The 18,211-nt window shown below is 43.9% G+C and carries 22 protein-coding genes; 7 read left to right on the top strand and 15 right to left on the bottom strand.

What is annotated here, in order from left to right:
• The first annotated feature begins 190 nt into the window (after positions 1 to 190).
• The 4 genes from FED51_RS09275 to FED51_RS09260 all read left to right on the top strand — a co-directional run bounded on the left by FED51_RS09275 (position 191) and on the right by FED51_RS09260 (position 4,386).
• On the top strand, positions 191 to 1,237 hold the full coding sequence (locus FED51_RS09275; RefSeq protein WP_010897887.1) for a toxic anion resistance protein: 1,047 nt from the start codon (positions 191 to 193) through the stop codon (positions 1,235 to 1,237).
• A 36-nt stretch (positions 1,238 to 1,273) separates the two neighbouring features.
• Positions 1,274 to 2,179 carry a hypothetical protein gene (locus FED51_RS09270; RefSeq protein WP_010897886.1) on the top strand — a complete coding sequence of 302 codons (906 nt, stop codon included), beginning with the start codon at positions 1,274 to 1,276 and terminating at the stop codon, positions 2,177 to 2,179.
• A 135-nt stretch (positions 2,180 to 2,314) separates the two neighbouring features.
• Complete coding sequence (locus FED51_RS09265) at positions 2,315 to 3,238, top strand: MBL fold metallo-hydrolase (RefSeq protein ID WP_053431326.1); 924 nt, start codon at positions 2,315 to 2,317, stop codon at positions 3,236 to 3,238.
• A 176-nt stretch (positions 3,239 to 3,414) separates the two neighbouring features.
• Positions 3,415 to 4,386, top strand: a complete 972-nt coding sequence (locus tag FED51_RS09260; RefSeq protein WP_138090441.1) for a DUF2777 domain-containing protein — start codon at positions 3,415 to 3,417, stop codon at positions 4,384 to 4,386.
• A gap of 43 nt (positions 4,387 to 4,429) precedes the next feature.
• On the opposite strand, the gene FED51_RS09255 is transcribed toward FED51_RS09260, so the two are convergent.
• From FED51_RS09255 to ilvA, 11 genes are all read right to left on the bottom strand, one after another.
• The gene (locus FED51_RS09255; RefSeq protein ID WP_138090439.1) at positions 4,430 to 5,920 is read right to left on the bottom strand and encodes a PH domain-containing protein; all 1,491 of its coding nucleotides are present in this window, start codon (positions 5,918 to 5,920) and stop codon (positions 4,430 to 4,432) included.
• A complete protein-coding gene (locus tag FED51_RS09250) occupies positions 5,913 to 6,392 on the bottom strand; it encodes a PH domain-containing protein (RefSeq protein WP_053431328.1) in 480 nt (159 codons plus the stop codon). The genes FED51_RS09255 and FED51_RS09250 overlap by 8 nt, the downstream gene beginning before the upstream one ends.
• A 27-nt stretch (positions 6,393 to 6,419) precedes the next feature.
• Positions 6,420 to 6,632 carry a hypothetical protein gene (locus FED51_RS09245; RefSeq protein WP_010897880.1) on the bottom strand — a complete coding sequence of 71 codons (213 nt, stop codon included), beginning with the start codon at positions 6,630 to 6,632 and terminating at the stop codon, positions 6,420 to 6,422.
• Between the two features lie 67 nt (positions 6,633 to 6,699).
• Positions 6,700 to 7,842, bottom strand: a complete 1,143-nt coding sequence (locus FED51_RS09240) for a conserved virulence factor C family protein (RefSeq protein WP_138090437.1) — start codon at positions 7,840 to 7,842, stop codon at positions 6,700 to 6,702.
• Positions 7,843 to 7,869: 27 nt separating this feature from the next.
• Complete coding sequence (locus FED51_RS09235) at positions 7,870 to 8,286, bottom strand: TlpA disulfide reductase family protein (RefSeq protein ID WP_138090435.1); 417 nt, start codon at positions 8,284 to 8,286, stop codon at positions 7,870 to 7,872.
• 16 nt (positions 8,287 to 8,302) lie between these two features.
• The gene (locus FED51_RS09230) at positions 8,303 to 8,737 is read right to left on the bottom strand and encodes a BrxA/BrxB family bacilliredoxin (RefSeq protein WP_010897877.1); all 435 of its coding nucleotides are present in this window, start codon (positions 8,735 to 8,737) and stop codon (positions 8,303 to 8,305) included.
• Between the two features lie 6 nt (positions 8,738 to 8,743).
• Positions 8,744 to 9,082, bottom strand: a complete 339-nt coding sequence (locus FED51_RS09225; RefSeq protein WP_138090433.1) for a thioredoxin family protein — start codon at positions 9,080 to 9,082, stop codon at positions 8,744 to 8,746.
• Positions 9,083 to 9,220: 138 nt separating this feature from the next.
• Entirely contained in the window at positions 9,221 to 9,481 is a 261-nt protein-coding gene (locus FED51_RS09220) for a YtzC family protein (RefSeq protein WP_010897875.1), read from the bottom strand.
• Between the two features lie 57 nt (positions 9,482 to 9,538).
• Positions 9,539 to 10,468, bottom strand: coding sequence for a ribonuclease Z (gene rnz, locus FED51_RS09215; protein WP_053431329.1), 930 nt, complete (start codon positions 10,466 to 10,468; stop codon positions 9,539 to 9,541).
• A 49-nt stretch (positions 10,469 to 10,517) separates the two neighbouring features.
• Positions 10,518 to 11,414: a chemotaxis protein gene (locus FED51_RS09210; protein WP_138090431.1), complete on the bottom strand. Its 897-nt coding sequence runs from the start codon at positions 11,412 to 11,414 to the stop codon at positions 10,518 to 10,520.
• Between the two features lie 200 nt (positions 11,415 to 11,614).
• A complete protein-coding gene (ilvA, locus tag FED51_RS09205; RefSeq protein WP_010897872.1) occupies positions 11,615 to 12,862 on the bottom strand; it encodes a threonine ammonia-lyase IlvA in 1,248 nt (415 codons plus the stop codon).
• Between the two features lie 270 nt (positions 12,863 to 13,132).
• Here ilvA and FED51_RS09200 point away from each other — a divergent pair, with 270 nt between their 5' ends.
• Positions 13,133 to 13,339, top strand: coding sequence for a hypothetical protein (locus tag FED51_RS09200; protein ID WP_010897871.1), 207 nt, complete (start codon positions 13,133 to 13,135; stop codon positions 13,337 to 13,339).
• A gap of 250 nt (positions 13,340 to 13,589) precedes the next feature.
• A complete protein-coding gene (locus FED51_RS09195) occupies positions 13,590 to 14,201 on the top strand; it encodes a trimeric intracellular cation channel family protein (protein ID WP_010897870.1) in 612 nt (203 codons plus the stop codon).
• Positions 14,202 to 14,266: 65 nt separating this feature from the next.
• Here the strand turns inward: FED51_RS09195 and FED51_RS09190 are convergent, their stop codons facing one another.
• The 4 genes from FED51_RS09190 to FED51_RS09175 form a co-directional block, all read right to left on the bottom strand.
• The gene (locus FED51_RS09190; protein WP_010897869.1) at positions 14,267 to 15,118 is read right to left on the bottom strand and encodes a sulfurtransferase; all 852 of its coding nucleotides are present in this window, start codon (positions 15,116 to 15,118) and stop codon (positions 14,267 to 14,269) included.
• Complete coding sequence (locus FED51_RS09185; RefSeq protein WP_138090429.1) at positions 15,115 to 15,510, bottom strand: YppE family protein; 396 nt, start codon at positions 15,508 to 15,510, stop codon at positions 15,115 to 15,117. Before FED51_RS09185 ends, FED51_RS09190 begins: the two co-directional genes overlap by 4 nt.
• Before the next feature lie 59 nt (positions 15,511 to 15,569).
• Positions 15,570 to 16,094, bottom strand: a complete 525-nt coding sequence (racA, locus tag FED51_RS09180) for a chromosome-anchoring protein RacA (RefSeq protein ID WP_010897867.1) — start codon at positions 16,092 to 16,094, stop codon at positions 15,570 to 15,572.
• Between the two features lie 359 nt (positions 16,095 to 16,453).
• Positions 16,454 to 17,437, bottom strand: a complete 984-nt coding sequence (locus FED51_RS09175; protein WP_138090427.1) for a DUF2515 domain-containing protein — start codon at positions 17,435 to 17,437, stop codon at positions 16,454 to 16,456.
• 150 nt (positions 17,438 to 17,587) lie between these two features.
• Between FED51_RS09175 and recU the strand changes: the two genes are divergently transcribed.
• Positions 17,588 to 18,187 carry a Holliday junction resolvase RecU gene (gene recU / locus FED51_RS09170; protein WP_134228693.1) on the top strand — a complete coding sequence of 200 codons (600 nt, stop codon included), beginning with the start codon at positions 17,588 to 17,590 and terminating at the stop codon, positions 18,185 to 18,187.
• Positions 18,188 to 18,211 lie beyond the last annotated feature (24 nt).

The raw sequence follows: 18,211 nt of genomic DNA, 5'->3' as shown, positions 1-18,211 counted from the left end.
GTTTACACTTACTTTACCGAATAGCCGTCAGAAGGCGCAATGAATTTCAGTCCCGAGATTGTTGTCATGTTTTGTCCCTTCCTGCATAATAAAGGGAGATCTATTGCAATTAGAACACCTTTGCAACCAACATTTTATTTGCTACGTAAATATAGCAACACGCCATTTGGTGGTGGATGGAGGGATAAGTATGTCAGAACAAGAAAACATGGAACAACGAGTTAAACATGAGAGTGAAGAATTGCTGCAAAAATTTAAATCGACATCAAACCTTGACGAGCTCATCGAGTCTCTCGGTGGATTAGGTGAAGAGGCGCAGCGGGAAGCTGGGGAATCCCTTGAAGCGTTAAAGCGACCGGTTAAAGAGATGATGAATGACGAAAACAATCATCTTCCGCAAAAGTTGCACCAACTGAAGGAAGTGGTTTCTCAACTTGAACCCGATCACCTAAAACAGGGAGCCGTAAAAAAATTTGTGAATAAAATTCTTGGGCGTAGTCCCATGGAGCAATACGCTCAACGATATAAAACCGTGGAAGCACAGGTGGAAAATATCATTGAAGCCTTGTTAACCGGAAAAGATAAATTGCAGGAAGATACGTTAATGCTCACCCAGTTAAAAGGAGTAGCGCGTGAACGAATCAGCCACCTTGAAGAGCAGATTGAAATGGGGAAGCAGCTTAATGCGATGCTTGAGTCGGAAATGACATCAGAGGAATGGAAAAACAATCCGACAGCTTTAAAAAAAGGACAACAAAAGGTCATTTCTAGAATTAAAAACATGTCCCAAGCCATTATGGTCTTACAGCAATCCCTCGCGTCTGTCGATCTGATCGTTGAAAATAATGAAAAGCTCGAGGAAGCGATTTTTAATGCGATTACGATGACGAAAAACATCATCACCGTCACTGCTTCTATCCAGCTAGCATTGGGTAATCAAAAGAAAGTGATCAACGCTGTACAAAACGTGAACGAAGCAACGGAAAATATGCTGTTGTCTAATGCTGAAATGTTGAAGAAAAATACGGAGGACACATTAAAAACGCTCGAGGAACCTGCCATCGCGATCGAGTCGTTTAGAAAAGCGTACCAAGATGTGTTTGCTGCTATCGAATTAACTGAACAATCCAATGAACGAATCGTTTCATCCGGTAAAAAATTCATTGCAGAGTTAGATACGTTAAATAAGGAAATGAAAACGAAGCTCATCGAAAGCAAATCAACGTCCTCATCATGAACATACCATATTTAGTTAGTGAGAGGAGGTGGGCGGATGAAAATGCTTCAGGAGTGGCCCTTCTTTCATCTATTTGTACCGAACGCCCGGAAGCCAGTTGACTCGCACATTATAAGTGACCAAGCCACACGGGAGTTAATCGCCGATACCGAACGAATATTAACGAAGCTTATTGAGCAGTCAAACGGAAAAAACATGAAACGCTCAGTACGCCGGAAGCATAAAGAGCGACGTATACATGTGAAGCTTAATCATAAGCACATTCGCGTTATGATGTTTGATACGAAATATTCAACAGCCGCCGTCAAAAAGAAAATTTTCATTGACTGTTATCGGAAATATGTGAAGGCAAAAGATGGGATCGGAAAAACGAAGGAAGCTTCCATCTATTACATGAAAGATGGGCGCTCCCATGTCCGATCAATTCGGGAATCCCCTTTATTTAAAGGAATTTTCTACCATATCAATCGACTGGATGACGCATTTTTAGGCGTTCAATCCTCCAAGGAAGCCTCGATTTCCGCTTTAACGATTGGCCATCAAGAACGGACGGCTGCTAGCCAGAATGATTTACAGCTTTTACATCTAGAAACGGAACGATTTATCCAGCAGCTTTCCCATTTTGCCCTTGATCCATTGCTTGAAAGTCGTTTAAAACGGATCGCCATTCAAACGGAGAAGCTCGTACCCGATTTTCAATTGCTTGATTTTGAAGAGCGCCATACTGTTCGGCGTATGCTTCGTGAAGACATTCCGAACTTATTAACGACCTACTTATCGCTTACGACACAGCATCAGCTTGATCAAAAAGAAAATGTGTTTGTCACGTTATCGAAAATGGAGCTCACGTTGATCAGCCTTAACGAAGAGCTAGAAAAAGCGCGGGTGGAACGAATGGAGCATCTCCTACGGTTGAACGAACTTCGCTACGATCAAAAATAACGGATGAAAAGAGTCAGACGACATGAAACACGTCTGGCTCTTTCCCTTGGGTGATATGGACCATTGCGCTTCTCCCCTTTTCATTTTACACTATTTGTAAAGGTTTTCACGAATGAGTAAATGAGGGGGGTTATGATGGGGCAAATACAATCTGTAGCAGAAGATATAATGTTAATCGATGGATTTGACCTCAATTTGCAAGGACGCACCGGAAGTTACTTATTGCTTAGAGAAGAATTAACGCTTGTTGAAACAGGACCGAGTCAATCAGTGCCTTACATATTAAAAGGACTTAAACAACTTACGATTGATCCAAAAGACATCCGTCACATCGTTCTTACTCATATTCATTTAGACCATGCAGGGGGCGTTGGACTGCTCCTTTCCCATTGTCCGAATGCGGATGTATATGTTCATCCGAAAGGAGCTCGTCATTTGCTTGACCCCTCCCGTCTAATAACTGGAGCTAGACAAGTATACGGATCACATTTTGATGCCCTATTTGATCCGGTGATTCCAGTTCCCGAAAGCAAATTGATCTCGGTTGAAGAGGGCGATACGCTGATTCAAGGACTGACCTTTTTGCATACGCGTGGACATGCCAATCATCACGTGAGTATTTACGATGAAGAGACAAATGGTATTTTTACAGGTGATACGTTGGGGGTACGCTATGAACCTTTAGCGCAAGATGGGTTGGAATTTATTCTCCCCTCTACATCACCGAACCAGTTCGATCCTAGTGCCATGCTCGAATCACTTAAAAAAATTGAAAATTACAAAGTAGGACGAATCTATTTTGGTCATTTTGGCGTGTCTCATCAGCCAGCAGAAGTCTACAAGCAGTTGGCAAACTGGCTTGATCTGTTTGTGACATTGGGGGAATCAGCCTATCTACATGGTGAACGCCCAGAAAAACTAGCCAATCGCCTGTTGGATAAAGTGACTGCTCACCTAAGGGAAAACGGCGTGACTGATGACCATAAAGTGTATAAGCATTTGCAAATGGATTTACCGGTTTGCGCGATGGGACTTCTTCATTATTTTAGTAGACTGTAGATTACTTGAAAGCTCGTGTCCGTCTTTTTATAATAGAACGTAACCCCTTTTAATTAAAATAAGCTTGTCGCAGTCCTATCCTTTTTCTTATACAATTAGCATAAAAAATAAGTCAATCGAATCGTTCAGCAAACCTTGAACCGAAAACATTGATTTTAAAAAAGTGAGGGTTTCTCATGAATCGAAAAGAAGCAAAAGCATTAATAGGGAAACCTGTTATTCTCGATAAAGGACAACAGGGTGTATATATTGGAGAGTTAAAACAAGTAATCGCAGAACCGGGCAGACCGTGGCGTGGGCAAGTAAAAATTCGTGAGGTCGTGCAATTTCCTCACATTGATTTAGGAAGCGCCCATACCCCTCTTCCGATCTATGAAAATGGTGAACTGGTCGAAGTAGCAGGTAGCAGACTGACAGCAGCTGAAGAGGAAGATCGCCTCCCGTTTGAAACGTCGCTCAAGCAAGCAGCTGCTAAGACGCTCGCCGCCCTTCGTTACTCTCAACAACAAGGGCAAAAACACATTGAAGCCATTGATCATTACTTGCAACAACAAGGAGTGACCAATTCCTCTTCTCAAGAAGAAGACCGTTTCATTTATTACACATGTTTAATTGAAAATGACCGACCATTTTTAGTTGATGGAGAAGGTCAACATCTTGAGCTGGAAGGTTGTCCGTTTGAATTCGAATGGAAAACAAAGGACGGATGGATTCCTGTTCAATATGCCGGAGATCAGACTTTTACTTCCAAGGGCGGTAGGCAATTTCGTTTACGTGAAAACAGCGCCATTCGCTTAGAAAAAATTCAACTCGATCCTTATTATATTTTGCGAAATGAACTTGAGAAACAAGCGCTACTTGCCTTTGAAAAAGGGCTCGCTGATCATGGGGTGACTCATCAGCAAATGGTGCATTGTCATAACTCATTGCTGTTTCAGTTGCTCCAATCGAATCATCAACCCGTTCAAGCCTTTTCTGGTGTAAACTTCCTTTCTTATTTAACCCCTAGCGGATTATTGGTCGTTCAACATCACTACGATCGAAAGCTAGTGAAAAACGGCAAAGACGAAGTATATGATCGTTTTGAGTTTACTACCGATCAAGGCACGCGATCCATCGCCACATACACGAATGAATTTTCGAAATGAAGTAAGTAAAACTCCTCTCGCTTGTGGTGAGAGGAGTTTTACTTTAATCGGTGGCTCTTTCTGGAGTCCGGTCACTAAAGGAGACCGACGGCTGTTCGATCGAAAACCATGCCAGCAACCGGTTCCCATCCTTTCGATCCAAGTCACGGACACTGAACGTCTTACCGACAATGCTCGATTGAACAGATACGAGCGGACTGCATAAGCGCAGGCGCTGTTGAAAGACCGATGTTGCCACTTCGAACATTTGAATTTTTCGTTTAGGAACGATCACGTGGACTTGGCTTAATTGGCGATAACGAAAGACTAGTTTATCCTCTCGATAAAAGTACCCAGCCACTTTGTATTGCGAATATCCGAGCCATACTGCCAATAATATAAGGACGATACCAATCCAACCATAGTCGGTGAATGTAAACAAAAGGGCTGTCACAATGACAGGAAGGCTAACCGTTCGAATAAGGAATCGGAATAAGGCTCGTTTTGGAATCGGTATGATCGACTGATCTTCCAGTTGATATTCCGGCAAACATTTGGCTAAAAGCCCATTCACTTCTGACTTGCGGACGAGGGGGAACAACACGGTCGACAGCTGCTCATCACTTGATCCGCCCCCCTTGCTCTCCACATAGACAGAAGTGTAACCAAATGGCTGTCTGAACAGGTTCGACACGAGTCGTACGGCTGTTACACGCTTGGTTTGCAACGTAAGCTGACGGGTTTCGAGAAGCCCTCTAGTAATGATTAGCTCCCTTCCTTGTTTCGCTGCTTGCACTTGATGATTCCAATATTTGCTCATGGTTGCTAATATGGAAAGGACCCATGCGATTACGGTTAACGTAAAAGCAACGATGACCACTAACCAAACACTCGATGCCGTAAACCAGCCGAATGTTTGCTCATAAACAGTGTCTGGTATGAATTGTTGCAGTTGGCTATAAAGCGCCCCAATGGCCGACAACGTTAAGCCAATACCACTGGAAGTGATCGCTGCAATCCATAACCTTGTCTTTCCTAACGTAAACAAAGGAATCGTTGACGCAACTTTTTCCTTCTCATCTTCATCAGAATCGTCTAACCATTCTGTTTCTAAAAGCTGACGTTTTTCGAGTAGTTGCTCACGGAGAAATTGGGCCTCCCGCTTTGTAATGGCAAGTAGCTCCACTTCCGGCTCTGCCCCGCCGCCTGCCGTTTCAATTTTCACTTTTACGAGTCCAAATAACCGTTGAAATATTCCCGCCGTCACATCAATCGACTGAACGCGATGTTTTTGAATATACCGTTTTTTTCGGATCAGTATCCCCCGTTGAACATACAATTCATGTTCAGACAAACGGTAGCGAAACGTGATCCAGTCAAGGACCCCTGACAAAAAGGAGAAGATGAGTAATCCATAAAATATGTATTGAAATTGAAAGCCAGTTGCGCTCGTGCCTAAAAAGAAACTAACGACTAAAGGCACCAGCATTCCTCGTAAACTTATCATAAACGACACAAGCATCGATGCAGGGTGGAGACGTTTTAATTCATTCATCTTCAGCCACCGCCGCTAGCACTGCAATTCGGTCTCGCAACCGGTCTGCCACTTCAAGGGAAAGGGCAGGAATTCGGTGTACAGAGGAAGCGGTTGAAATGGTGACCGCTGCTAATTGATATTTTCGTAATAGTGGCCCTTGCTCCGTATCAACGTGTTGAACGCGCGTCATAGGAATCAATGTGCGTCTCACAATAAGCACGCCATACTGTAAGTCAATTTCTTGCTCGAGTACGTCATATCGCCACTTGCGCCAAAGGACAATTGGGTAGATAAAAACGGATACGATGACGTAGAGGACAAACAGAGCCAGTAGTGGCCAAAGTGGCCAGAGCGGGAGCCCAGCAAAGAAATATCGGGCAATCATATAACCGACAGGGAGAAGTAACACCAAAATACTTTTTAAGCTCGCCTGGATTCTCCAGACAGGTAATGCTTTTTTGGAAATCGTTTGCTCAGGTGCTGGGCGCACAATCCTCCCTCCTTCGTTCGTTAATGTTTATTCATCTTCATCTTTGACGTAAATGAGCTCGACCCCTAATGATTGAAGAAGTGTCAATACCTCTTTGTTTAAATGCTCATCGCGCAAGAGGCCTAGTGACTCAACAAGTTCCAGCTCCTCTAATTCACCTTTCTCAGCATCTTCTAAAAGCTCAATTACATCATCAAGCCCCTCTTTTTGGAGCCGATCTAGAATATGTTCTTTGTCCATGTGAATCCTCCCTTTCGTATCGTTTGTGAAAAACGACGCCCATGTGTGGCGCCGCTTCGATGACTCGTTATTCGTTCTTTCCTTTTGCCATCTCTTCTGTCATCTGCTTCCAGACTGAGCCTTTTGCTTCTTCACCACCGACAATGCGCTCTAACGCCATTTTAACTTGCATCGCTACTTCGAATTCTGGGTCATCCTCCGCCAGCCGCAAAGCATCAATGGCTGTCTCATCTCCAACCTCATATAGAAACATGGCGGCTCTCCAGCGAACAAGCTTGTTTTTATCCTTCAACGCTTCAATCATCGCAGGAATCGCTGCAGGGTCACCAATATCAGACATACAGTCACCAGCCGTGCGTCTCACCGTAACAGAAGGGTCCTTCAATGCTTTTTCAAGTAAAGGAAGCACAACCGGTTTTTCAATCATTCCTAGGTAGACGGTCGCTAACCTGCGAATCGACGCTTTTTCATCCTGTAGCGCTTTTTCTAAGACTGGGAGATCTTCTTCAGTTGGATCCATTTTGTCGAGGGCTGCATAGCGATCGCGCCAGTCGTCTTGCTCCATGTCCGCTAATGTTACTTTGCGAAACCGCTCCTCGGTTTGCTCTTGCGTTTTATCGACCAGACCTTTCGCGATGTTCACTAAACGATCAAGCCGCTCTTGAGAGAAGGCAGCTAATACTTCCTCCGCCACATCCTTCGCCACATCAGCCAATTCCCCATAACGGACTCCTTGCTCTACCCATTTACGCTCGAGAACGACGTTATCATCTGGCTGTTGGGCGGCAAATGCTGCATTCGCAAACCGCTCCGGTAGGCCTTCTCTCACTTCTTCTTCCCCATTTGACAATTTTATTTGCATCGGGATGCCTTTAAATAGTTGTAAAAATACTTGGACTTCCCCGTAGCCTTCTTGAACTTCTGGCTTTTCTTTTTGTGACCCGTCACCTGTTTCGTCACCGAAAACGGCACGTACCTTTGGCAGGATCACTTTCCAGTCGACTTTTGCATTTCGCTCGATCGCTAAGAAGTCGGCCACGTGGTATACCCCTTTAACGCCTTCAATCTCAAATAGCTTTTGAATAAAAGGAGGGGCCTCCTCTTTATTTTTTAACGTGTAATTGTTGCTTTTTCCTTGTGGTAACGTTTGATCAAGGGTTAATTTCATCGTATTTGGACTAGGTGTTGGTTCAATTGATTGAATGTTCATGTTCTCTCGGCTCCCTTCTTACTTCCATTACAAGAGCGTTGACAATCCTTGCATGATCTCCATAAATGCTGCTCTATCTGAATAGCGGTACTTTATGTTTAGCTCTTCATCTAGCAAAAACGTTGTCGGTACGCCCATACAGCGATACTGGTCATATACGGTCGTCCCTTCATCTAACAAAATCGTAAAATCATAACCATGCTCTTTTGCATAGGCTATCCCATCGTCTGATCTTCCCTCACGACCTGTGACGTTAATCGTCAGAAACGCCAATTTTGCCTTATCCATTTGTTTATAGAGCTCCCACTTTTGCTCTAAATCTCGCTGCGAATCTGGGCACCACGAAGCCCAAAACGTGAGCATAACCACTTGTCCTTTGACGTCCTCTAGACGAAGGATGTTTCCTGTCTGACCATCTTTTAAAGAAAACAGCGGTGCTTTCATAGCGGTCACACACCGATTATTCGCAATGTTCGTTGTACGCCATAGCCAGACGACGGATGAGAGCTTCTGGCTCCGCCCCTTCAATCTCTTCCCGTGGGATAAAATGGACAAGCTCTTTTCCTTTAAATAGGGCCATCGATGGTGAGGATGGTGGATTTGGCGCAAGGTATTCTCTCATTTTAGCGGTTGCTTCTTTCTCTTGACCCGCAAAAACGGTCACAAGATGATCTGGATGCTTATCGTGAGCAAGAGAAGTAACTGCCGCCGGACGGGCTAGCCCTGCCGCACAGCCACAGACGGAATTAATGACAACGAGGGTCGTGCCTTCAGCCGATTCCATATATTGCTCAACCTCTTCAGGTGTTAATAACTCCTTAAATCCGCGTTCGGTTAATTCTCTTCTCATCGGTTCAACCACTTGACGCATATAATCTTCATAATGCATAGACATGACGTTTTAATCCCCTTTCGTTTGGTCGAGTCGAAACGATTTATGTAATCGCTCCACAACCGTGTACGGTTTTAGTTTCGTATATAAATGTTCTAACGAGCGAAATGCGTACAATCTCTCCGCTTCACGCTCTTCTTGAAAAATAATCAAGCAAGGAATGCTCGTTACTTTGAGAGAGTGAGCTAGCGCCATCTCTTCATTAATATTTACTTCCCTAATCTCAAAATGAGGAAACGTTTCTTCCATCACTTTGATCATCCGCTTTGCCACTTTGCACGTCCCACATAACGGTGAGTGAAAGTATACCCCATGCGTGTTAGCAGCTGCAGGTGCCTTGCTTCCCACTAGCACGAAACCTCCTCATCTCGCCACATTCATGCTTCCCCTCATATTGTAACAAAAAGCTTATGAAGAACCTACCATTTTACACGGAAAGATGGCTAAAACGGAAAAGGAACGGGTTTTAAACCGCTCCCTGCTCATTTATCGCTTTAAGATCATTCGGTTTTCGAGCTGTCGAATTTGCCGCACCGCTCGTTCGAGTTCCTCTTTTTGCTCTGGTGTAGCTGATTTGACAATCCCTTCGAGCTCCTGATTTAACTGCTCTAAGCGAAGTTGGGCTTCATGGTAGGCGACATCGTCGTATGCGCCCACCCGCAAACCGTCTTCAAATTGCTCTTCGACTTCTGATAACGTTTGGTCCACTTTTTCCAACATGTTAAAAAAGTGTTCACGCACCGTCATAGTTAGACACTCCTTCGTACTTGGGAATGCCCTTACTATACCCTGTTATCTTGCCATTTATCCCTTTGCAACCGGCAGGTGAAACACGTAAAAATCATGGGCTACAACTGCATTCGCAAACGCATTTTGCGCTTTCTTTTGCAGTTCATCACTCATATCATGGTAACGGGAGCTAATGTGGGTAAGAATTAGATGATCCACATTCGCCTGCTTTGCTAATTGAATTGCGTCAGCCATCGTAGAATGTCCATACTCGTGGGCATGCCCCTTTTTATCGTCTAAAAAGGTCGCTTCATGAATAAGAACATTGACGTTCTTAGCAAACGGGATTAACTCTTTGACTGGCCGCGTATCGCCCGCAAGCACAAATGATCGCCCCCGTTTTGGTGGACCTAAAAAAGCGTTCGCTTCCAAGCGTTCACCAGTTGGCAGTTCAACGGTTTCCCCTTGTTGAATTTTCCGGTAAAGCGGTCCAGGTGGCACACCTTTTGCTTTTAACCGATCGACGAGCAGTTCGCCGGGACGGTCATCTTCTGTCACTTTAAACGCATAGCAAGGCATGACATGATCGAGAAGAATTGTTTCGACCTTGAACCCTTCCTCATGAAACAACAGACCAGGCTCTGAAAACTCCTCAATGGTCAGTTCATACTTCACATGGGTATTTGATACTTGTAGAGCCGTTTCCACGAAGGATCGTATACCTTTAGGTCCATAGAGGAACAGCGGGTTCTCTCCCCCTTGAAACGAACGGGAGCCGAGCAAACCCGGCAAGCCAAAAATATGATCCCCGTGTAAATGGGTAATAAAGATTCGCTCAATTTTTCCTAACGCGATCGAGGAACGCAAAATTTGGTGCTGTGTCGCCTCACCACAATCAAATAACCACTGCTTGCCACGTTGCTGTAAAAACCGTACAGCACACGCGCTCACATTGCGCTCAATGGAAGGAACGCCTGACCCTGTTCCAAAAAAGTGAAATTCCATCGCCTACATCCTTTATATGTATTTCAAACTTCTACTCCATGTACTGTTATTATACATGTAATAGCTCATCAATCAACTTTACCAATTGGGCGATTTCAGGCTTGCTGATTTGTCCATCTGCTCCAACCGATTCCCCTTGAAAATAGAGGTCCTTCGTGATGAGTGATGAGAAAATAACGACTGGAACGTTGCCCATAACTTCATCTTGCTTTATTTTCTTCGTTAAATGAAGGCCGTCCATTTGTGACATTTCCACATCTGTAATGACGAGATCAACATTGTCAAACAGCGTGCCTTCCTCTTTTTCATGGTTTAGATACGCAAATGCTTCTTCGCCATTTTCGAAAAAGGTAAGCTTTTCATAGCCTGCAGCCGTAAGAGTATCATGTAACAATTTCCGAAGCATGACAGAATCTTCAGCAATAACTAGTTTTTTAGTGCTGCGGTTTTTGTTCTCAAGCCCTTCTATTTGGCGAGGGTGGATTCCTGTTTCTGGATTGATGTCAACAACGATTTTTTCGAAGTCAAGTAAGAGGATAAGCTTGTCATCGACTTTAACGACCCCTGTTACGAGCCCCTCTAGTCCTTGAGAAAGATCGGTCGGCTTTTCAATATCGCTCCATGAAATCCGGTGGATGTTCGAGACTTTTTCAACGTGAAATGCGACCTTCATCCGGTTAAGCTCACCGACAATAAATTTATCTTCAGTCGCCTCTTCTGCTCGCAGTTCTCCTAGCACTTTATATAGGTCTACAAGGCTAAGCACTTCATCTCGGAGTCGGATAAGCCCTTCCACGTGGGGATGGCTATTCGGAACAGATGTTACAGGAATCGGTTGAATGATTTCCCGCACTTTCATGACATTCATGGCGAAGGTTTCTTTTCCTACTGTAAAGATGATGATTTCTAGTTCGTTCGTTCCTGTCTGTAATAAGTCTTGACTCATGTTCAATCTCCCCTTCACATACGTGTTCACTCTTTTTATCGTCCTTTTTCCGTCATTTTGAAGAAACGAATGATCGATAGCGATTGAAACCCTCATTTTTATTCAATCCTGCGTTATCTAAACACTAGGTAATAAACGGAATTTTTCTTTACTTACGAAAAAAACGCCTCGAATTATGACCGAAGCGTCTTTATCCCCTGTCAAATTAACAGGTTAAACAAACTCTCATTTTTATTAATTTCACGATATTCAAAGCCTTTTTTGTTGAGACGATCCATTAAACGATGATAGTCCTCATCACATTTCAGCTCAATCCCTATTAATACGGGGCCATTTGATTTATTGTTTTTCTTTGTATATTCAAACCGAGTGATGTCATCATCTGGACCGAGAACATCAAGAATGAATTCTTTCAATGCCCCAGCTCGTTGCGGAAATTGGATGATAAAGTAATGCTGTAATCCTTCATAGATCAATGAGCGTTCCCTCATTTCCTGCATCCGGCCAATATCGTTGTTTCCACCACTTAACACACAGACGACCGTCTTTCCTTTGATCTCGTCTTTAAAAAAGTCGAGTGCAGCAATCGGCATCGCCCCTGCAGGCTCCGCTACGATCGCATCTTGATTGTAGAGGTTAAGGATGGTTGTACATATTTTTCCCTCAGGTACTAGAACAATATCTTCCAGAATTTTTTGGCAAATTTCAAAAGGAATTTCTCCGACCTTTTTTACGGCTGCGCCGTCGACAAATTTGTCGATTTTTTCAAGCTCGATAACCTTCCCTTGCTTAAGTGATTCCTTCATGGCTGGCGCTCCGGCCGGTTCACATCCGATCACTTTCGTCCGCGGGCTAATGCTTTTAATGTATGTTCCAACACCACTAATAAGGCCGCCTCCACCAATCGAACAGAACAAGTAATCAATGTTGTCGTCAATATCGTTCATGATTTCCATCCCAACGGTTCCCTGACCTGCAACAATCTTTTCTTGATCGAATGGATGGATAAAGGTCATTTTATGCTTTATTCCGTACTCTTTCGCTTCGTTAAAAGAGTCATCGAACGTATCCCCTGTTAATATGACCTCCACATATTCCTTACCGAAGAATTTGACTTGGTCTACTTTTTGCCGTGGCGTCGTCGTCGGCATAAAAATTTTCCCCGGAATTTGCAACGTGTGACAGGAATACGCAACACCTTGTGCGTGATTTCCTGCACTGGCACAGACGACCCCGTTGTTTAATTCCTCTTTCGGAATGCTGGAAATTTGATGGAACGCGCCGCGGATTTTGAACGAGCGAACCACTTGCATGTCCTCCCGTTTTAAATAAACGTTGCACTCATAGCGCTCAGAGAGTACTTGGTTTTTTTGCAAAGGGGTATGGACAACGACATCTTTTAACGTCTGGTTAGCAATAATGATATCTTCAATTTGAATCTTTCCCATGTTCGGTTATCCTTTCCATCACTATACAGCCTTAATCTTTTTTTCGAGTTTCCTTACAATATCATCATCTTAACATACGGACTGTTATTTGCGAACCCTTGGAAGCGGATCGTCTGCTTTACTGATTTGAAAAAGCGTTTTCACAAGCTTGTAACTGAATGGAGTTGATTATTGCGAGTTAGAAAATTATAATAGAGACGATACGTACATAATGACCATTCCCGTTGCTAGCAGAAAATGAGCAACGGATCGTGGGGAGGTTAGTGATACATGGCAAAATGGTTAGCTTTGGTTCCTGCATTTGTTTTTACATTTTTGCTCGTACCGGTTTCGACTGTGCTTGCTGCAGGTGGTGGCGGTCACGGAGAAGAAGAAGCAGCGGCTGCAGAACCGACAATTTTAACACCTGTCTTAATGGGATTGTCCTTTGTGACAATCATTGTCATGATCTTTTACATGTTTAGAGATAATGGGTAATCGAACGGAAAGATCGGCGGACAACGTCGATCTTTTTTTACATTTGCACGCATGAAACCTTCGTTTGTATAAAGTGCCAGTATGGCTCGGAATCGCCAAGTTTTCTTTAAACGTTCAGACAATAGCAGCCGCTAGCAAATGCCCACATTCTGCTCCTCGGTAATCGTTTTCTTGCCTAATTCCCCCTTCATTCAACAACGAAGCTATGGTATAGTGTGTTTGCTGCCATCACGGAAAAGGAGAACAACATATGGCTTGGGACGTGTTAAATGTCATCGGGACGATCGCCTTTGCATTGAGCGGTGTCATCGTCGCAATGGAAGAAGATTTTGACCTAATGGGTGTCTACATCTTAGGATTTGTCACCGCTTTTGGTGGAGGCGCGATCCGCAACTTGTTGATCGGCGTCCCTGTCTCCGCTCTTTGGGAGCAAGGAACGTTATTTACGATCGCCTTCATTGTGATGACGATTGCCTTCTTCCTGCCGAACTTATGGATTAACCATTGGCTAAAGTTCGGACTGCTATTTGACGCCATCGGCCTTGCTGCCTTTGCGATTCAAGGTGCACTATTTGCGACGAGCATGGATCATCCATTAAGTGCCGTCATCGTCGCTGCTGCTCTCACGGGAGCTGGTGGGGGAATTGTTCGCGATATGCTTGCTCGCCGAAAGCCACTCGTTTTGTCAAAAGAAATTTACATTGGCTGGGCGATGCTCGCAGGTGCGGCGATCGGACTAAACATCGTTTCCGGACCAATCGGGATCGGCTTTCTTATAATATTAGTCGTTTTCTTACGAATGCTATCCGTTCACTACAATTGGTGCTTACCCCACCGCAAAATTGAGCACCGCACCTCTTAAATGCCAGAAGCGATTGCATCTCTCTTATCCTTATATTAAAGAAGTAAAAAAGAACACGCGACCGTTCACTTGTCACGTGTTCTTTCCCCTTCCTCACCCGTAGCAATTTCACTTTCATCGTGCGAAATCCAATCGCTCCAGCTACCGACGTATAAGCGTACACGTTTATACCCGAGCTCCTCAAGGGTTAATACATTCGGACAAGCTGTTACACCTGACCCGCAATAGACAATGACCTCATCCTCTTTCGGAAGATCAGCAAATCTCTCCGCCTGCTCCTTTGCGCTCTTTCGCTTCTTCCCGTTCAAGCCGTCCTGCCAAAAACGATTTTTAGCGTTCGGTATGTGGCCTTTCTTCTTATCAATCGGCTCCACCTTTCCAAGAAAGCGTGCAGGCTCTCTTGCATCAATTAGATGAACAGCTGGGTCGGACAGGTTCTGTTTTACGTACGTATAGGTCGCGAGGCGCTCCGGCTTCACTTTAACATCCATCGTTGTTTTTGCATACATAGGGATATTTCGATCCACGGGATAACCCACCGCTTGCCATTCGGAGAACGAGCCATCTAAAACATAGACATTCTCGTGGCCGAGATAGCGAAGCAGCCACCAAAAGCGTGAAGCGAATGGTCCTCCCTCATCATCGTAGGCAACCACTGTCGTCTCATGATCAATACCTGCCGCCTCTACTTTTTCTAAAAACGTATCCACCTCTGGGAGAGGGTGTCTCCCACCATGGTCTTGGACCGTGCCTGACAAATCGTGCACGAGGTCAAAATAAACCGCCCCTTGTATATGTCCGTCCTGATAACGGCGTAAACCATCTGCAGAATCCTGTAAGGAAAAGCGACAATCGACGACCTTTACCCCCTCAAGGTGCTCCGATAACCAGTCTAGTGATACAGTATACTGTTTCAATGTGCCTTCCCCTTTCTCGTGACACGAACTTGTTCTTCTAATTGTTCTAGTATGAAATCAATGGATTTAATCATTTCGACAAATCGTTTTTTTCCCGTCTTCAGAAAGAACGATTGAACCGAAATGATCTCCAGATTTTCAACTGTATTTTCCACCTGTAAAGGGTAGACGTAATCTGGTTCATATTGTTTCACGTAACGAAGAGCGAGGGGCTTCCATTCATCACTTTTTTCTTTTACTGAATCGGCAAATGGCTTTACTTGCCCATAAAAATCTGGCTCATACGATTCATCTCCTCGAACCGTATGGATATAGTGATGATAAGCTTCATTATTTTGTTTTCGAAGTTGGCTTGTTAGCTTTTCAAGTTGCTCCAAATCTTCCCTATTCATTCCTGCCACCCCCATCTCATATTGTAGCAAAGGTTGCGGGAACTAGGAAGAATCGAACGTTAAAAGCTAAAGAGTCGCATGAACGAACGTTTTCGCTTCGGGACGTCGCCAGCTGCCAATGGAAATTCTTCTTGCTGTTTTTCTAGCTGCTCTTCCACTTTTGCCATTCGTAATTCAAGTGATTGAAGCGTTTTAAACATTTCATCGATTTCCGCTCGGTGTTTTAAAATTTGATAGCTCACGACATCGTCCGCTTTCTGTGAGAGCTGCTTTTCTAGCTCCGCTATTTTTTCCATGAATTGTTTCGTCCGCTGTTCGTATTGTTCCGTGGCTACCATCGGTTGCGTCTCAGGCTTTTGAATGAGCTGCTCATTCTCTTCAATCACTACATCTCTCATCTTTTTTCCTGACTTAAGCTGGTTTTGAATGGCTTTCAACACGGTGAGATGTTCTTTTTCAAACAGCAAATGTCCGTGTTCATTTGTCTCACATTGGATTCCGAAAAACTTCACCCATCGTTGCACTGTCGTTGGATTAACCCCAAGCTGTTCAGAAACTTCTTTCGTCTTCCACTGTACTGCCATAAAAAAATCCCTCCTACAAACAATTCGTTGCTAGATTTATTCTTAATGAACAGGCAGATCCCTGTCTCGTTGACAAAACTAGTAATCATTCGGCAAAGAAAGTGGGAATCGACGAATGTACGTAAAGAAATTGAGGATTTTCCGCATCTTTGTTTGTTTTTGTCAGAAAGGCTCATACTAACACCAACCTTAGGACTGGAGGTGAAGGAGATGGCTCAGCGCCAAACAGGACAACGTCAGGATAAAGCACCGGATTCCCAACAGAACAAACAAGCTCCCGGATACGGTGATAAAAAATTGACAGGACCAAATCGACCAGTAGAGTAAAAACAAGCCCCTTTTTAAGCCAGCTGATAGGCTTAATGGGGGCTTGTTTCATAAGGGATTACATGCCTTAGTTTCTTTTTAACAGAATAAAGAAGAAACAGCTCGGTCTGTTTTTTCTTCACCCACGGCATATGGTCAATAGGTTTCGTGACCCCAATCGGCGCCATCCATTTATTGAGATCTTTCACTGTCGCATTCCATCTGCTTGAAGTGGCCGATTGATGGGAGATGATTGGATGCGTGAGTCGTAGAAGTGGGCTCGTATTGCCTGAATTCCATGAACCGTAGCGTAAATAGTCACCGCGAGACCCTGTATGCTCCGTTGAAAAAGCAAAGGCCGCAACGCCTGAATAAACTTCAGGATGAAACAATAGTCCCGCCAACTTCTTCCCTAACCAGATTCGCGCATCAACCTTTTGAAATTGGCGAGTATAAAGACCGAATAACGACCCATCCTTCGTTGGCAATAAGACATGTCCGAAGTGTCCAAGCTCCTGTAAATAGAAGGGAAGACGACGAAAGACCGCTTTCTTAAGCGAAGGTTCTTCAATGACCGGTTTTTGTATCACATTTTGTTCGTTTATGATGAGCGCTGCACAGAGACGATCCATGTTTCCTTGTCGCCAAAAATGTCTCCACTCTTTCATCATGAAAGGTGACACTTGAAACTCTTTTAACCAATGAAAAAAAGGTTGCCCCCACCGTTTTGACCATTCATAAATCATTAATTGCGGATAAGCATCGCGGAAAATCGCCCAGTTGGCTCGTTCGTATGTAAGAAATAATTGCTTTCGGATCAACGGATTTAAAAGAAATTGAAACCATTTGCTTTCTAAATCCGTCATATGATAGCCAGCATTTCGCGACACCATACTAGCTAAAAACGCCCAGCGAATTTCAGGATACTTTTGAAAAAAGCGTTGATAAGCCATCGTCCGGCTCACATTATCAGCGTTCAAGTATTCCGTTTCTTCGCGAATGACACGGATGATCCAATCTTTGCAGCATGAATTCATCGGCTTCTCCTTTTTTCGCCATAAAGTTTCAAGATTATCGACAAGATTTGCCGATTAAATGTGATAGAATATATAAGATTGATGGTCTTAGTGTGTGCATATAGCCATCATTTCATGCATGAAGCTGTTTCAGAAAGGTTGGTGATCCTTTTGACGATTCGTTATCCGAACGGAAGACCGTTTCAGCCGGCTAAAGCTTCTTCGACTCATAAACGAAAAAAAATCGATTATAGCAATCGCGGCATGACGCTCGAATCCGACATTAACGAAACAAACAGCTACTATTTAACCCATGGCCGAGCGGTTATCCATAAAAAGCCGACGCCTGTTCAAATCGTCAACGTCGATTATCCAAAGCGAAGTGCGGCTGTCATCAAAGAAGCCTACTTTAAACAGCCGTCAACAACGGATTACAACGGTGTATACCGCGGAAAGTATCTTGATTTCGAAGCGAAAGAAACACGGAATAAAACATCCTTTCCGATTCAAAACTTTCATGAGCATCAAATGGAACATATGAAAAAAGTGCTCGCCCAAGATGGGATCTGCTTTGTTATCGTAAGATTTACAACGTTTGATGAAACCTATCTTCTCGACGCGTCCCATGTTATAAAGGCTTTTGAAACGAAAGAAACGAAGCGGAAATCCATTCCAAAGTCCTATATTGACAGTTACGGACATTTAATTAAAATAGGATATCATCCACGTGTTGATTATTTACATGTGGTTGATCAAGTGTACTTCTCATAAGTTTTTAGGAGAAAGGGAGAGTCA

This window comes from Halalkalibacterium halodurans (genome assembly GCF_005671335.1).
Classification (GTDB): Bacteria; Bacillota; Bacilli; order Bacillales; family Bacillaceae_D; genus Halalkalibacterium; species Halalkalibacterium halodurans.
Note: the sequence above shows the minus strand (reverse complement) of the source record. Positions and strands in the feature narration are given on the sequence as shown.

What these genes read in the sequence shown, in the direction of transcription:
- FED51_RS09195 (WP_010897870.1), top strand. Translation starts at nt 13,590, where the DNA reads ATGGCTTGGGACGTGTTAAATGTCATCGGGACGATCGCCTTTGCATTG.
- FED51_RS09185 (WP_138090429.1), bottom strand. Translation starts at nt 15,510, where the DNA reads ATGAATAGGGAAGATTTGGAGCAACTTGAAAAGCTAACAAGCCAACTT.
- FED51_RS09220 (WP_010897875.1), bottom strand. Translation starts at nt 9,481, where the DNA reads ATGACGGTGCGTGAACACTTTTTTAACATGTTGGAAAAAGTGGACCAA.
- FED51_RS09200 (WP_010897871.1), top strand. Translation starts at nt 13,133, where the DNA reads ATGGCAAAATGGTTAGCTTTGGTTCCTGCATTTGTTTTTACATTTTTG.
- FED51_RS09175 (WP_138090427.1), bottom strand. Translation starts at nt 17,437, where the DNA reads ATGAATTCATGCTGCAAAGATTGGATCATCCGTGTCATTCGCGAAGAA.
- FED51_RS09245 (WP_010897880.1), bottom strand. Translation starts at nt 6,632, where the DNA reads ATGGACAAAGAACATATTCTAGATCGGCTCCAAAAAGAGGGGCTTGAT.
- FED51_RS09255 (WP_138090439.1), bottom strand. Translation starts at nt 5,920, where the DNA reads ATGAATGAATTAAAACGTCTCCACCCTGCATCGATGCTTGTGTCGTTT.
- FED51_RS09235 (WP_138090435.1), bottom strand. Translation starts at nt 8,286, where the DNA reads ATGAAAGCACCGCTGTTTTCTTTAAAAGATGGTCAGACAGGAAACATC.
- FED51_RS09210 (WP_138090431.1), bottom strand. Translation starts at nt 11,414, where the DNA reads ATGAGTCAAGACTTATTACAGACAGGAACGAACGAACTAGAAATCATC.
- rnz (WP_053431329.1), bottom strand. Translation starts at nt 10,468, where the DNA reads ATGGAATTTCACTTTTTTGGAACAGGGTCAGGCGTTCCTTCCATTGAG.
- ilvA (WP_010897872.1), bottom strand. Translation starts at nt 12,862, where the DNA reads ATGGGAAAGATTCAAATTGAAGATATCATTATTGCTAACCAGACGTTA.
- FED51_RS09265 (WP_053431326.1), top strand. Translation starts at nt 2,315, where the DNA reads ATGGGGCAAATACAATCTGTAGCAGAAGATATAATGTTAATCGATGGA.
- FED51_RS09230 (WP_010897877.1), bottom strand. Translation starts at nt 8,737, where the DNA reads ATGTCTATGCATTATGAAGATTATATGCGTCAAGTGGTTGAACCGATG.
- racA (WP_010897867.1), bottom strand. Translation starts at nt 16,094, where the DNA reads ATGGCAGTACAGTGGAAGACGAAAGAAGTTTCTGAACAGCTTGGGGTT.
- FED51_RS09240 (WP_138090437.1), bottom strand. Translation starts at nt 7,842, where the DNA reads ATGAACATTCAATCAATTGAACCAACACCTAGTCCAAATACGATGAAA.
- FED51_RS09260 (WP_138090441.1), top strand. Translation starts at nt 3,415, where the DNA reads ATGAATCGAAAAGAAGCAAAAGCATTAATAGGGAAACCTGTTATTCTC.
- FED51_RS09270 (WP_010897886.1), top strand. Translation starts at nt 1,274, where the DNA reads ATGAAAATGCTTCAGGAGTGGCCCTTCTTTCATCTATTTGTACCGAAC.
- FED51_RS09275 (WP_010897887.1), top strand. Translation starts at nt 191, where the DNA reads ATGTCAGAACAAGAAAACATGGAACAACGAGTTAAACATGAGAGTGAA.